The organism is Bacteroides sp. AM16-24 (assembly GCF_003471885.1).
GTDB lineage: Bacteria > Bacteroidota > Bacteroidia > Bacteroidales > Bacteroidaceae > Bacteroides.
Genome location: NZ_QRKI01000005.1, coordinates 27,075 through 42,595, shown reverse-complemented (window position 1 = coordinate 42,595; position 15,521 = coordinate 27,075). Strand labels below are relative to the sequence as shown.

The 15,521-nt window shown below is 40.5% G+C and carries 7 protein-coding genes; all 7 read right to left on the bottom strand.

Annotated elements, in window-relative coordinates; all coding sequences use genetic code 11:
- Window positions 1-19: 19 nt before the first annotated feature.
- Window positions 20-2,632, bottom strand: a complete 2,613-nt coding sequence (locus tag DW182_RS07700; RefSeq protein ID WP_118295197.1) for a glycoside hydrolase family 2 TIM barrel-domain containing protein — start codon at window positions 2,630-2,632, stop codon at window positions 20-22.
- A 14-nt stretch (window positions 2,633-2,646) separates the two neighbouring features.
- Window positions 2,647-4,989 (bottom strand): glycoside hydrolase N-terminal domain-containing protein, encoded by a 2,343-nt coding sequence (locus DW182_RS07695; RefSeq protein ID WP_118295196.1) that lies wholly within the window; start codon window positions 4,987-4,989, stop codon window positions 2,647-2,649.
- Between the two features lie 260 nt (window positions 4,990-5,249).
- On the bottom strand, window positions 5,250-7,277 hold the full coding sequence (locus DW182_RS07690) for a RagB/SusD family nutrient uptake outer membrane protein (RefSeq protein ID WP_118295282.1): 2,028 nt from the start codon (window positions 7,275-7,277) through the stop codon (window positions 5,250-5,252).
- 22 nt (window positions 7,278-7,299) lie between these two features.
- On the bottom strand, window positions 7,300-10,593 hold the full coding sequence (locus DW182_RS07685; protein WP_118295195.1) for a TonB-dependent receptor: 3,294 nt from the start codon (window positions 10,591-10,593) through the stop codon (window positions 7,300-7,302).
- A gap of 35 nt (window positions 10,594-10,628) precedes the next feature.
- Complete coding sequence (locus DW182_RS07680) at window positions 10,629-11,879, bottom strand: DUF4959 domain-containing protein (RefSeq protein WP_118295194.1); 1,251 nt, start codon at window positions 11,877-11,879, stop codon at window positions 10,629-10,631.
- 41 nt (window positions 11,880-11,920) lie between these two features.
- Window positions 11,921-12,436 (bottom strand): sigma-70 family RNA polymerase sigma factor, encoded by a 516-nt coding sequence (locus DW182_RS07675; RefSeq protein WP_118295193.1) that lies wholly within the window; start codon window positions 12,434-12,436, stop codon window positions 11,921-11,923.
- A gap of 219 nt (window positions 12,437-12,655) precedes the next feature.
- Complete coding sequence (locus tag DW182_RS07670; RefSeq protein WP_233564107.1) at window positions 12,656-15,421, bottom strand: two-component regulator propeller domain-containing protein; 2,766 nt, start codon at window positions 15,419-15,421, stop codon at window positions 12,656-12,658.
- Window positions 15,422-15,521: the final 100 nt, after the last annotated feature.

The following is a 15,521-nucleotide window of genomic DNA, read 5'->3' as shown; positions in this document are numbered from 1 at the left end:
GCAATTAATGGTTCTTAAATCAAATAGGAGTTCCTCCGATTTTAACTTCTGCAAGGCCGGCTTGCTCGGAATGAAAGATGATTCTGACAAAAGCAATGTTACATTCATGGCATTTATGCGTATATGCTTGAACTTTAGAGTTGTTTTCCGCTATCTTCTTCCAGTTTCTTCCATCTGAGGATACCTCTATTTGATAGCTGTAATTATCTTCATCCGGAAAATCTATTTGTATTTGGTTAATACAGTAAGCTGCTTCTAAATCTAATTTCCACCACTTTTCTTGGTCTTCTTTTGCAGGTTGCCAGATGGTTTGCTTATTATCATCGTTGACATTTGTTTTATTTGTTCCTGCTTTTGTTGAACTGACCCATGAAGGTCTGTTTTTGGCTAAGAGCATTTCACCGGTGCTTTTAGGAGCGCGATATTCTTTGGAGGCAACAAAGCGTTTATAAGGTCTTTCTTTCACTTTGGGGGTAATACCTTCTACCCATTCAGGAGAGCCATGCGTAGTAATTTCTATCGCTGCGCTTTCCAGTCCGGGTGAAACAGCTTTGATTACTGTTTTTCCTGCATAATAAGAACGGAAAGAAATAGCTGCTAATCCGTCTGAAATGGTAATATCAGATTCTTCATTATCCGAATGTGGCATAAATTTTATTTTAGTTCCGGTAGGAAATTCTCCCGGACCGGATACGATGGACAGTTCAACAGGGATGCTGTTGTTTATGTGTTTACCCGAAGCGTCAAGCACAGTCACTATTAATTGAGTATCGTCTGTTCCATCGGTTGAAGATAGTGTGGTTTTACTTGCTTCCAGTTTTAGTTTGGCAGGAATACCTTCTTTAGCCCATTCCGGTTCGACGGGGTTGTGGTTTCCATTTTTGTAAGCATCCAGATACCAATAATATTGTCTTTTGGGTATTCTGAAATAATCTATCATACCCATTGTTGCCAGTCTGCGTCCTCCAATAGTGCCATGATCGAAACCGCACCATATAATATGCCCGCTCCTCCAAACAGGAGGACTCCAGGGATCTCCGCCTCCTTCAAATACCTTTTGGGCAATATTGCTCCACCCCGGAATGAAACGTCCGGGCCGTTCGGCAACCGTACTACCATATTCCGACACTAAATTGGGAACGCCGGGCATATAAAAATCTTCGCCTCCTCCATTGTAGAAAGCAATTGCCCCTTTGCCCAGTACATCTATTCCTTTACGCTGACATCCGCCGATAGCTACTTCACGTGTAGGGTCCCAGATTCTGGCGCTGTCTGTACACATGTTTAGTAGGTTCTTCATCCTTTTATCTGTTGAGTTGTCCGTAAAGAAAGGCTCGTTGCATAGACTCCATGCCGCTATGGAAGCTCCATTGCGATGTGTCTTTATCATTTCTTTCAGTTGGCTTATTACACTTTGGTCAAAAGCATCTTGATATTTGGAATCGACAGGATAACAACTGGGGGGAGGTAACTTGAATTCAGTTTGGTCTCCTGAACCTCCACCCATTCCCCAAAAGGCATTTTCCTGCAAAAGGATGATTCCTATTTCATCGCAAGCTTTAGTAAAAGCCGGATCGTGAGGGTAGTGGGAGCCACGGATACAATTGAATCCGGCATCTTTTATCATTTCTACGTCACGGCGTATGGCTGCATTGGTCACAGCATCGCCCCAACCGGCTTGATCCTGGTGTACATTGGCTCCTCGCAGGAAGTAGTGGTTGCCATTGAGAAAAAAGCCTTTATCGGCAGTCCATTCGAACTTGCGGATTCCAAAAGTGGTCTGATAATTATCAATTTCTTTTCCTTCACAGTAAATGGTGGTGAGGGCATTGTATAGCTCTGGTGATTCGGGAGACCATAGTTTAGGAGATTTGATAGCAGGTAATTTTTGTAAGATGATTGTTACTGCAGACTTCTTTGCAGTTTCTTTTGACTGGGTTCTTGCTACGACTTTTCCCTTTGGGTTCTTAATTTCTGTCTCTATAATAAAGGTTTTATCTTCCGCATAATTATTGCGAACTTCGGTCTGAATCTGGCATGTGGCAGATTTCTCATTGATTTCGGGTGTTGTGACAAATGTTCCATTTACGTCAATATGTAATTTGTCCGTTACGTTCAGATATACGTCGCGATAGATGCCACCACTAAATTGATGATCTCCGGTGCGCGGTGCTACGGCAGGATTGTGTAGGTTGTTTACTCTGACAGCAATGACATTTTTCCCGGTTTGCAAATATCTTGTTATATCAAAATTGAATCCTGTATATCCTCCTACATGTTTACCCACATACTTGCCATTGATGTACACTTCTTTTTCGATAAAAGCGCCCTCAAATTCTAAATTGATATTTTTATTCTTCCAGTCGACCGGAATATCTACTTCTTTTCTATACCAGCCATATCCCTGATAAACACTATTCCACATAAAATAGGGCAATGAAAAAGAATGTGGCAGGTGGATGTTCTCCCATTCTGAGTCGTTAAAGTCAATGCTCTCTGCATTTGCCACATCTGCTAATATGAATTTCCATTCACGATTGATAATTTGTTTCGTCCGGATATTCTGGGATATTATGTTAAAGCTGAATGCACATAGAAATATCCCAATAAGTGATAATGCTTTAGTTTTCATAAATAGTGGATTGTTTAGTATGAATAGGGTGCTTTGATAATGATTTCATATTTTCCATTTTTCTTTGTTTCGAAACTTAAAAAGTTGGAATCTATGATTTTATATTTGACAGAAACTCCTTTATCTGTTACTACTTTTTGCACATTGGAGGTGTCCGGAAAATATAGTTTACATGGTTTTCCTGAACCGGAATATATGCTGCATTCTTTGAGAGAACCATCAGCCCATTCCATGTTGACGGTAAAGTTCCCTTCCGCTTTCAGTCCCTTTGCTTTTCCCTTTTTCCAGGCAGAAGGCAGAGCTGGTAACACATGAATAAATCCTAAATTACTTTGTATCAACATCTCGGTGATTCCGGCTGTTGCTCCAAAATTGCCATCTATCTGAAATGGGGGATGAGCATCCAACAAATTTTTATATACTCCCCCCTTGTCATTATCCATGCTGAGAGGAATATGATCTGTAAATTTTAAGGCGGATTTTAATAATTTGTAGGCATGATCTCCATCAAATAGTCTGGCCCAACAGGCTATCTTCCAAGCTCTGCTCCATCCTGTACCTAAGTCACCCCTGGACTCTAATGATGCCTTGGCCGCATCGGCATATTTTTGATTCAAGTGGTAGGAAATTTGATTGCCCGGATAGAGTGCCATCAGATGTGAAAGATGCCGATGTTCATTACCCTTTATATCCGGTTGAACTTTCCATTCTTTAATTTGTCCCCAGTCTCCAATGGCTAATCCATTATCAAGCTGTGAATACTTTTCTTTCAACGTGGATGTAAACTTATTGTTTTTGCCCAATATCTTTGTAGCCTTTAGGGTTTGATTGAATAGTTCCCAGATCAGTTGTTGTGCATAAGATACTCCATCTTCCCACTCTCCTTGTTCCGGAGACCATTCATCGGGAGCAATAAGTTTGCCGGAAGCATCTTCTGTTAAACGGTCGAACCAAAATTCGCAGGTGTTTTTCATGACAGGAAATGCTGTTTCTCTTAAGTAATCTATATTATCAGTATACGCATAATGCTGCCATAAATGCATACAGTACCAGGCGTTTACGGGACGGTTTGCATTCCAGTCGGTATGGCCGAATATGTTGCTCTGGGTGTTTACGTACCAACCTCTACAGTGGATGGCTTTTGCTAACTTTCTCCAAGAACCGTTTTCTTTAGAGGATTCGGTGACTATATAATGAATAAATGGCTTATGGAATTCGGATAGATTGGTATTCTCGGCAGGCCAATAATTCATTTGTATATTGATGTTGGTATGGATGTCGCATTGCCAGGGAGGGGTGTTTGTATTATTCCATATACCTTGCAGGTTATTGGGCAAATCCATACCTCTGGATGAGCTGATCATCAGATATCGTCCATATTGATAGTACAGTTGGTCGAGATATGTACTTTCGTTGTGCAGTTTCACAAGTTCGTCTGTGGGAATAGTGGGCATCGGTGCATCCAGGTCTAAAATAACCCGGTCAAAAAATGTCTTGTAATCCATAATGTGCCTGTTTCTCAATTCTGTATAAGATGATTTTATAACAGGTGGAAAACGGTTGGAAATTCTTTTGTGCAGTTGCGCTTCATTTTCGCCAATGTAGTTATCGGAGGATATATTGTAGTTAGTTCCTCCACTCAAGAATATAGTAACTGTATTGGCTCCGGATACCGATACCTTATTATTATCTGATTTTGCAGTACCACCTTCATTTTTAATTTCAGCCTGAGTTTTATATGACAATACATCAAGTTTACCGGTCATTGTTATTTTATTCTTATCTACTTTGACAACTCCGTCATGAGCATCATTCAAAATAACAGACAGGTCAATTTTGCCTGTATGTCCCGGAGTAGAGATATGGACCACAAGCATACTATCCGGGTAACTGACGAAATATTCCCGCACATAGGTTACATCTCCTATTTTATAGGAAACAGTGCCTATAGCATTATTGAGGCATAGCTCTCGATGATAGTCCGTATAAAGTGTGTGATTAGGGAATTCAAGAAACAGATCTCCAAAATTCTGATAAGCGCCTCTTGTAGTAGGATTGCCTGTCCAAAGAGTTTTTTCGTTGAATTGAATTTGCTCTTTTTCTACATTTCCAAAGAACATGGCTCCGAATGTACCATTGCCTAAGGGGAGGGCTGAGGTCATCCATTCCTTAGCCGGTTCATTGTACCATAGCCTTAGGTCAATGGTACTTTCACTTTTTTTTATTTTGTCAGTGAAGTCATTCTTCAGTTTGGATTCTCCTGGTATTGAGTAGGAGATTAATTGATTTTTAGAGTTTATATTGGGTATTGTACCTAATAGAATACTCGTAATTAATATATACTTTTTTAGTGTCATTTTTATGGTATTATATTACTTTATTGAGAATACGAATAATGAGAAGAATCCACTTATTCAAAAGGAAGAATATTAGATTGTTTTTTGATAATTATATACACCTCATAGTGTATAAATTTCATGAGAAAAAGAAAGCCACTAAGGCTTTTAAAATAACCTTAGTGGCTAAGAATTTTCTTAAAAGTATATCGCTAATGGATAGTATTTATTTAAAATATTTTCTTAATAAATCAGTCTCAAATAGAAACAGATTATATAGATTACCATCCCGGATTTTGTTTCAACTGTGGATTCAGACGAATCTGTACCCGTGGAATGGGTTGCAGGTAATCGCGTTGGCTGAAATTCAGATTTCCTGCTAAGGTGGCAATAGAGCGTCCATAGTCGGGATCATTAGGACCGGTTCCTTCATAAATGCCATACAGCAGAGGATATTTTTCCGGATAGTAACAAGGTTCACCGAAATAGTTGGCGTCATTGGCCTTTTCAGTTTCATAGGCTGTTCCTAAGATGCGGTGACCTAATTTCTGACCGGTAAGATTAATGTGAGCAATGCCCCAACGTTTCAAATCATCCAGGCGGAAACCTTCTCCGAAGAGTTCACATGCTCTTTCGCGACGGATTTCATCCAACATGTTCATTTTCTTACAGATTGTCTTGCCGGTTGCGTGATCGAACCATCCGGCATCCCAAACATTGGCAATCAAAGCATTTGTCAAAGGAGCAACACGTGCACGTTCTCGGTTTTTGTTGATTGAAAAGTTAAGGTCTTCATCGGAGATGGAGCCATTGCCCAATTCACAAGCTGCTTCTGCATAAATCAGATGTACTTCTGCCAGGCGGATCAGCGGAAAATCTGCCGATTCGCTATTGGATACAGATCTGCCTGCACCTTCAATTAAGAACTTACGGCTACCGTAAGAACCGGCTGTGCTGTTGTTGCGAAGAGTAGGTTTGAATACTCCACAAGAGCTTTTGTAGGCAGGGTCATTGGCATTGTATACGTCGTTGTTTTGTGGGAATACAGGATCGGGGTATGGTTTCCCTGCTGCTGTAAGTTGTCTGCCATCTTCAGTGCGGCTGCTCCAGAAAGTACGGTCGGGTATTGACATGGCGCAACCTACAAAACGGTAGTCACGGTTCCGGAATTCACCCACGAATGTATCATATCCTTCAAATTGCGGATTATCTTGTGCATCGGACATATTGCCTGTATAACTGATGCGGATGGGTAATCCGTTGCGGCACAAGAAACTTTCACCAAATGAAGAACTGATGTTCGATCCTTGCCAGGTGGCAACTGTATGTGATAAGTTGATACCGCCCTGACCTAAATTATAATCATACTTTTTGTACAAGATAAACTCTTTGTTCGTTTTCTTTCCTGCGTTTCTGAAGTTGGGGATATTTTCTGCTCCGTCATCAATATTGAACAGGTAGAAATAACTCAAAGAATCACATTCATTCCAAAGCTTGAAAGTTCCGGTTTCGGCTTCGGTGATGACCTCACCCGAAAGTCTCTTTGCTTCAGTCAGCATCTTTTCGATAGAGTAATATCCCTCCGGTTTAGCTGTGCCGGCACCTGATTCATTGCCGTTTCCATCCAGGTCGTAGTTGATGGTCGGAACGTATTTTTCCCATGTAGCTTCGTAAAGCAGTACTCTCGCTAAAAATGCTTTGGCAGCTTCTTTACTGACTTTTCCTTTGGAAGCGGCAGGAATATCCTTTTCTTTAGGCAATAAAGGAATGGCTGTTTCCAAATCGGAAATGATGAAATTAGCTACTTCATAGCGGCTCTTACGCGGACCGTATATTACTCCGTCATTAACGTCCAGTACATGGTCTACGATGGGTACACCACCGAAAAGTTTTAGGAGGTAGAAGTGTTGCCATGCACGGAAGAAGTAGGCCGTTCCTATGGGTTGGGCGATAGCGTTTTTGTCACCGAACTCTTCTGCTTTTTGCAACAGGATGTTGCAAGTGCGGATGTGTCCGTAAGGCTTGTCCCATTGCCAGTTGCTTTCCGGTGCCGAACCACCGCCATTACTGCCTAATCCTGAAATATCAAGGTTGCGGTCCATGACGTCATAATTGGCTTTATTATCGTAATTTTTCCATCCTTCCATATTGTACAGGGCGTTGGCTGCCTGTACAAAATGTTCCGGAGTCTTGAAGACGATTGCTTCGGTTCCTTGCGACAATGGCTCTTTTTCAAGAAAGTCGCTACATGCAGACAGTGACAAAGTCAATGCTGAGGCTAAGAATATTTTGTTTATTATGGTTTTCATACTCATATTTTTTTATGTTAGATTAGAATGTAAGATCCACACCGAATGTAATCAGGCGGCTGAATGGGAATGTATTATTGCCACCTTCGCCATGCTCAGGGTCGTAACCGTCTTTGATTTTTGTCCATTCCCACAAATCATCACCTGAGAAATAAAATCTGAGCTTATTAAGCCCTGCTTTGGCAATCCATTGTTTGGGGAGCGAATAACCTACTACCAATGATTTCAGGCGGATGTATCTGTTGTTCTGTACACTGATATCCTTGTTCTCATAGTTGAATCGGTTGAAACCATTATCGCGTGACAGGATGGTGTACTGTGCGTCCGGATTTTCCGGAGTCCAGGTTTTACCCATAAACGTACTGTTTTGCATGGTATAGTTCGTCACAAACGGTGCATATATATTTCCGGTTCTTAAAGTGACCTGTTTACCAATTCCTTGGAAGAATGCGGAGAAATCTATGCCTTTCCATTCCAGTCCTGCCTTGATGCTGAATGCTAAACGGGGAGCGGCATCTCCTGCATAGTAAAGGTCTTCTGTAGTAATGGCACCGTCACCATTAAGATCAACGAGTTTGCGAGCACCCGGACGAAGGCGGTTGAGACCTGTCTCTCCCGGTGCAGGAAGAATATTGTTTGGTTTAACCCCTCCGTTTGCTGTATAATAATACATTTCATAGAAAGCGTCTACTTCCTCTTGATTTTGGAAGATACCGTCTGTCTGATAGACATAAATAGCATTGATAGGCTTGTTTATCAGTCGGCTTGTATTCTTTCCCGGATTAGGTACATTGTTATTATTAGTCAATTCAAGTACTTTAGACGATGCATCAGAAAGTGAAGCACCTATGTTGTATCTCACTTGTCCCACCTGGTCGTTCCAGTTAAGAGCAAGTTCCCAACCTTTGGCACGGAGTTTACCATTATTGGTTTTCGGAGCACCGGCACCCAGAACGGAAGGATAATCTACCCCGATGAACATGCCGTTATTGGTCTTGATAAAATAGTCGAACGAACCTCTTAAACGATTATTCAGGAAAGCAAAATCCAATCCGAAGTTGTGGCTGTCGATTGTTTCCCAGGTACGTTGGTCAGATCTCATACCGTCAATCCATAAAGAAGTATGGCTTGATGGGTCTTCTCCGAAAAGAGTGCCTCCAGTCTTAATTGCCGAATAGCGTTCGTAGTTGCTTATTCCTTCTACACTACCGGTCTTACCATAGTTATAGCGCACTTTCAGATCACTCAACCAGGAATACTCTTTGAGGAAATTTTCTTGTGAGATTCTCCAGAATCCGGAAACTGAGTAGAAGTTTTTCCAACGTTGCTGCTTGGATAATTTGGAAGAACCGTCACGACGGCCTAATATTTCGATTGAATATTTGTTATCGTAAATATAGTTTGCACGCCCTAAATAGGAAACGAATCCCCAGGAACTTTGTCCGCCATAAGCTTCATTATTGGTACCACTGATCCATACATCGAGGTCGGTAAGGTCGGATCCTGGGTAGAGAGGACCCATGTTGCGCTTTCCACCTATCTTTTTAGATGTTTCTTGCTCTGCGGTCATACCAATCATGGCAGATACGGCATGGACGTTGGCAAAGGTACGCTCATAATTGGCAAAAGCTCCCAAAGTGACATTTTCCCATTTTTCAATATTCTCATCCAATGAGCCGGGGCCTTGTTTATTACCGGTAGCAGTGCCTACCCAGTCATAATAATACACAGGATTCTTGGCTTCCTGAATACTTCTTTCCACCAGTTTATAATTACCGGAAGCTGAGAGAGAGAAGCCTTTCACCCATTTTGAAAAGTCATACGTAGCTTTCATGTTACCACGGAAAGTAGTCAGTGAATTTTTCTTCTGTCCTCCCTGAATAAGTCCGCCTACCGGGTTGCGGTTACCGCTAAAGGTGTCATATGCATCTCCATTCTGATTATAAACAGTCCAAAACCAAGGATCCTTCCAGCCTGCTCCTACGTCAGTAGTCGGGGTGGTGATATCGCGCTTGTCATAAGACATACTTGTCTCAAATTTCAGGAAATCAGTAGCATTATAATCTACATTCAGACGTGCGCCATACTTCTTGTCTCCATCTTCCGCAACTTTCAATTGTGAGTTGTTTTCAGAGTAGCTTAAAGATGCTCGATAACTGAATCTGTCATCAGCACCTGCAATACTTACCGAGTGCTTTTGCGAGGTAGCCTGACCATACAAATAGTCTTGCATATATATGTTGGGATCCCAACGCTCTACTTTAGTACCATTTTGAAGTGTGAGGACATTTCCGTTTCTAAGGGCATTGAATAATTTTTCTCCCTTATAAATAGTCGGTTGTCCTGTTGCCGGATCAATATCTGTCTCGTCCAGTGTGGGACCACCAAAAGAGTTGAAAATCCACCAGTTGATATTCTTATGAATTTCCTCCGGAGTAGTCAGGCTTGGATTATTGGCAACCGCATCATAGTATTGTGCCTCATAGAACATATCTAACCACTCACGATTGGTAGTAAGGGGCATCTGAATACCATTGATAGTTCTGCTGACAGAACCGTTATAAGAAATTTGCGCTTTGCCTTTCTTGCCACGTTTAGTGGTCACCAATACAACACCCGAAGCAGAACGGGCACCATAAATAGCAGCGGAAGCATCCTTCAATACAGAGATGTTTTCGATGTCACTTGCATCCATTGAGTTCAATTCATCCATTGAACCGGACATGCCATCAATGATAATAAGGGGTGAAGAGTTGCCGTTGATGGAGATGTCACCACGAATTTTCATGGCTGCTCCCTCGCTACCCGGACGAGAAGAACTACGGGTAATGGTTAAGCCCGGAATCTCACCTTGCAAGGCTACCGTAGCATTGGCAATACCTTTATTGGCGAAAGCTTCATCACCTTTAATCTGGCTGATAGCGGAAGTCAGAGATGCTTTCTTTTGTGCCCCATAACCGGTGACTACAACTTCATCCAACAGTTCTGAATCTTCCATCAATTTGACATTAATCGTAGTCTTTCCTGCAATGGGGATTTCCTGGGTTTTGTAACCTACAAAGGAAATAACTAATGTACCTTTTGCGTTATTCAGGACAAAATTGCCATCTATGTCGGTAATGACACCGTTCGTTGTACCTTTTATTGTTACGTTTGCACCAATAACGGGTTCACCTGTATTATCTATCACTTTACCGCGTATGGTTTGTCCATCTTGTTGTATTTCCTGCGTCACTTGTACTGCTGCATTGACATTATATACAGGAGATAATGTCGTCAGGCATAAAGCTGCGGCAAATATAAATTTCTTTCTCATGATATAAACATATTTACGTTTTAGTATTGGATTTATTATTCAGCACCATAAACATTGATTTCGGAAACCATTGCCTGAGCGCCTGTACCTTTATGTTCTGTTCCGAAATACACTTTTATGTATCTGGCAACCGGATTTGAATTTATACGGTATACTTGTGGATCATCAATACCCGGGTTGAAAGTAAAGGCACCGTGGTTGGTCCATGCCCAACTGTCGGGATTATCTTTGTTTGCTGCATCTTCGTCAGAACATGTATAGAATATCTGACCTTTCTGTCCTCTAGCATCGCCTTGACGCCGTGTCAGTTCGATGCTGCTGATGGTAACGTTCTTACCCATATCAACAATAAACCAGTGAGGATAACTGCTGGATTGTTTCCAAGAAGCGTGCCAATAGGTTTCTAAATTATCATCAAGCATTGCAATGACACGTCCCGCCGGTGATTTGCCACCACCTTCTCCGATTGTTTCTTGTGAGCTATAACCGATAGTACCGGCGTTTGAACCGTCGTTATAACCCGGGAATGACCAGTTAGCCTTGGATATTTTCACTACAGCTATAGGAGTAATTTTAAACTCTGTCGGTTCAGATGCATTTTCATCTGTGTCTTCGGTAGTTACATTTACAATACATTCTTCGCCAGATAAGAAATCATCTTTTCCGTAGGAAAGCTGGACAAATTGCTTGCTTTCGCTATTTCCGTTTACTTGGAATTTGAACGTACCTGTTTTTTTAGAATCACTTGCCGCGTAATAATTGAGGACAATATAAACCGGAGTATTATAGATGTTTTTCCAATTTACATATATTCCTCCAAGGTCGGGAGTTAAAGTAATAGTTTTAGCTACATCTGCAAATGCAGGTGTTTTGGGGGACGCAGATACTTCGACAGCTCCTTCATTGTTGCCCCTTACAGAACAAGAAAATAGAGAGAAAGAAACTGCATTGGTATTGCCAAAACCACTGATAGTGGTTTGTGCCACTCCACTGTCATTCGCTTTTTCTTTAGAAATGAGTTTATACTTTTTTACTCCTTTCGTATTTGTGTATTCAATTTTGGTGTACATGAAACTTTCATCGGTGGGGTTAGTCCAAGTCAGATATACTTCACCGGGACCGGATTCTGTGGTTACATTCGTTACCTTGGCCGGTGCCTTGTCATTGAGTTTTATTCGTCCTTCTCCATCATCGTTACATGAGTTGAAAATGACAGACAGAGAACACAAAATCACCGCAGAGAAGCAGGCTCTCTTGAGCGGGAACTTTAGCAAATCTTTCTTCATAAACTGTAAATTTAAAATTAACACTATTATTATAAATCTAATTAGATGCATTGTCTGATGAAATCGCGTACTACCTTACGGCTGACAAACAGATGGTTTTCGACCGTACGAGGAGATATGCTGAGTTCGGAGGAAATTTCGGAGATGGACTTATCTTCGAAGCGGTTCATGGTATAAACCTTTCTGCGTTGGTCGGATAGCATCTCTAATTTGTGTTTCTCTAAGAGAGAAAGTTCTTTTGCTATAATGAGACTTTCCGTCTCATTTGTATAAGTTATAGAATGGTCATATATATAAGAGGTGATTTCCTGCTTCTTATAATAGCGGCGCAGATAATCGTTCAGCAAATTACGGGCGATGGTGAAAATGAAATATTTCACAGTGTCGGGACGAAGCATTTGTTTATAGTCTATAAGACGTAGAAATACATCCTGGGATAAGTCCCTTGCTGTTTCCCAATTATTAATTCTATAATTAATATAAGAACATACTGATGAGTAGTATTCTTTATAAGAATCGCTAATGAGGCAGGGTGTTGTTGCTTTTAAGTCTTCCATGCTTTCGATTTTTGGTTTTACAATTTGCTGTTTATAGAACCTTTCTTTGTCAAGAAGTTCAATGCAAAAATAAGTAGTAAGAAACAGACTGAAAACGAAAAAAGCATGGAAGGTGTATCAAACTTATGAAAGATACTATTAATATTGAACTGCTCTGATTATCAAAAGAATAAGGCGGTGTCACAAATGAGTGATACCGCCGGTAATGTAGGAAATGGGTTATTCTTTGTCGAATTGCTGGATATATTCGTTGGGGGTAGTGCCTGTAAACTTCTTGAAAGCTCGGAAAAATGATGCTTTTGATTTAAAACCACATTTTTCGGCCAATGTAACCAGAGTATATTTTTTATGTTTGCCTTCGCTGACCGACTGCTTGAATTGCTCAACACGGTAGCTGTTGACAAAATCGTAATATCCCATTTTGAGATAATGGGTGAATATAGCGGAAAGGAGATAGGTGGGGTAACCAATAGCAGCCGCCACTTCTGATTGTTTCAGGTCTACATTCAGGTAGGCTTGTTGTTCCTGCATATATTTCTTTAGTGCATCAATTACTTCGCTGGCTTCTTCTTCACTTAGCTTCACATAGCTTTCCGTAGGCTGTACGGTGACTTTTACTTCCGGCTGAATTTCTTCCGGTGATGCGTTTGGAAGAACCACTTCTGTTGATGCAGTTTTCTTTCTGTTAAAAAACAAGATGAATGATACGATTACTACTATTATTGTAATGATAGTATAAATCATCCAGAAATAATTAACCTTAATTTCAAATGAAATCTGAGCAGTTGAATCAGAGTCCAAAAACTTACGAATCTGAAAGACATATTTTCCGGCAGGTAAGTCAAAATAGGAAACTTTATCTTCATTGGCTAATATTATCCATGTGGAATCTTTGCCTTGAAGCATATATTCATACTTAAGTAATTCAGGTTTTTCATATCCTAAAGAGGAGAACCGGAAAGTAATAGTATTCTCATTCGAGTTTAAATATAGAGTAGAATCCTGTTTTAGTTTATAATCGTCAGCATACAGGTTCCCATTCACTTGCATTTCTGTGATTTGTATGGGCGAGGGAGTAAACTCTACTTGAGGGTTTACTCTGAACAATCCTTTCGTGCCACATATCCATAACATACCGTTTTCATCTTTTAGAATGGGGGGACCGGCGTTGGTGTTCAAATCATTAATGGAAGGAAAGAATGTATAGTGTTCCAGTCTCTCATCACTTCGTAACACTCCGTCCCATTGCCCTAACCAATAAAATCCCTGATCGTCTTGTATAAGATTGGGGCAAAGAAGTGGGAGGTAATGAAAATTATTCAATGATTTATCGGACACCAGCAAACGATAGCTTAGCAGACAAAAGAAGAGTGTTCCATCTCTCCCTTCATGGATGTATCGGATTACCTCTTTACAGTATATATCCGGTAACATATCTTGACTGCATTTTCCCGTATGTTTGTCAAAAATAGCCAAACCTTTGTCGGTGCCTACCCAAAAGCGATTGCTCGAATCTAAATAGATGCCATATACGATGTTGCCTGGCATATTGCTGTTTGAGGCATTGTATTCCCGGATTGTTTGAGTCTGCTTATCGTATGAATAAAGACCGTCGGAAGTTGCTAACCATAATTTTTTTTCTTCATCTTCTAAAAACATAAAAATGTCATTCGATACACAGGCATGAGTCAGAGGTGTTTCTTTAAAAGTACCGGTTCGGGGGTAGAAAGTAGCCAAACCACCTCCGCAGGTCCCTATTAATATATCTCCTTCATATTCATAAAAAGAGAATATCAGGTTGGAACGTAAATTCCCGGTGTTGTCATTCCTAACATTTATGTATTGTATTTTTCCGGTTGCTTCGTGTACATAATAAAATCCTTCTCGCGTACCGATGAAGCTATATTCTTTTGTGGGGAGATAACTACGGACAGCAATATCTTTGGTCTTGAAAATTCCTTTATCATATCGTTTGAAAGATTCATTCTTCTTTCTCAGTAGATTCATTCCTAAATAATATCCTGTTCCGCACCATACATTACCTTGTGAAAGTAAGATGGAGGATATATTGTTGGATAAAAGGTCCTGTCCGGTTTCTGTGCCGCAGGTAGCAGAATAGATGGTCTTTCCTTCGGGTAATGATAGGAGATAAATACCTTGTCCGTTGGTGGCAACTCCTAAAATCTCTTTTTCATGAACCAGATCAGAGATAGGGACGTTTGCTTCATTCCAGTAAGGGGCAAAACTTTGCCGAAGCAAATCAAAAGTTATTATATTTCCTTTTTCAGTGCCGATATATAATGTATCGTTTACTTTCACAAGGCATTTCAAAGCTCCGCATGAAGGTAGCGTACATTTATATTGTTTGAGTGCACCGGATTTGGCGTCACAAATAACAACGCCATTGGGAGTTAGCAGCCAGACGGAAGTGTGGTTATATACTGCAATATCCAGAATACGGTTGTTGACAGAGAGAATATTTTTTTCATCGATGATGATATGCCGGAGCTGCTTTCCGTCATAAATATAGAGTCCGTTTACTGTTCCGATATAAAGTCTGTTTTCTTCATCTTTTTCCAAAGCCTGGACTGAAAAATTAATTTCTTCGGGAAATACCCGTTCCAATGTACGCTTTTCATGGTTTATGTGGAAAAGGCCTTGAATGTTACCTACCCAGAAGTCGTGCTTTTGGTATTCTATCAATGTGTTGACTAGAAAAGAGGCAGGAGTTATTCCTACTTGTTTCTCTGTGAAGTGGTATACTGAAGTATATTTTCCATTTATTCGTTCTACACTGCCTCCCGTACCTACCCAGATAAAACCGTCAGAATCTTTATAAATGCAATTGACACGATTGTCCTCGAATTTGCAATTCTCTTCTTCGTTTCCTATTGAATAGATAATATAGTCATTGTCGGAAGCAAAGATATTAAATGCCCCGATAAAAAGTATTATGAGAATTAATATGTGTTTTCCTAAAGACATAAGCATTTTTTCTTTATACTATGCAAATTTAGGAAAAAATGTCGTCTTTTAGTATTACTTGAATGAAAATGTAAAATGAGATCCTGTAAGTTGAGAGAAT

Excerpts from the sequence above, each read along its gene's own strand:
- DW182_RS07700 (WP_118295197.1), bottom strand. The coding sequence starts at position 2,632 with ATGAAAACTAAAGCATTATCACTTATTGGGATATTTCTATGTGCATTC.
- DW182_RS07690 (WP_118295282.1), bottom strand. The coding sequence starts at position 7,277 with ATGAAAACCATAATAAACAAAATATTCTTAGCCTCAGCATTGACTTTG.
- DW182_RS07695 (WP_118295196.1), bottom strand. The coding sequence starts at position 4,989 with ATGACACTAAAAAAGTATATATTAATTACGAGTATTCTATTAGGTACA.
- DW182_RS07680 (WP_118295194.1), bottom strand. The coding sequence starts at position 11,879 with ATGAAGAAAGATTTGCTAAAGTTCCCGCTCAAGAGAGCCTGCTTCTCT.
- DW182_RS07670 (WP_233564107.1), bottom strand. The coding sequence starts at position 15,421 with ATGTCTTTAGGAAAACACATATTAATTCTCATAATACTTTTTATCGGG.
- DW182_RS07685 (WP_118295195.1), bottom strand. The coding sequence starts at position 10,593 with ATGAGAAAGAAATTTATATTTGCCGCAGCTTTATGCCTGACGACATTA.
- DW182_RS07675 (WP_118295193.1), bottom strand. The coding sequence starts at position 12,436 with ATGGAAGACTTAAAAGCAACAACACCCTGCCTCATTAGCGATTCTTAT.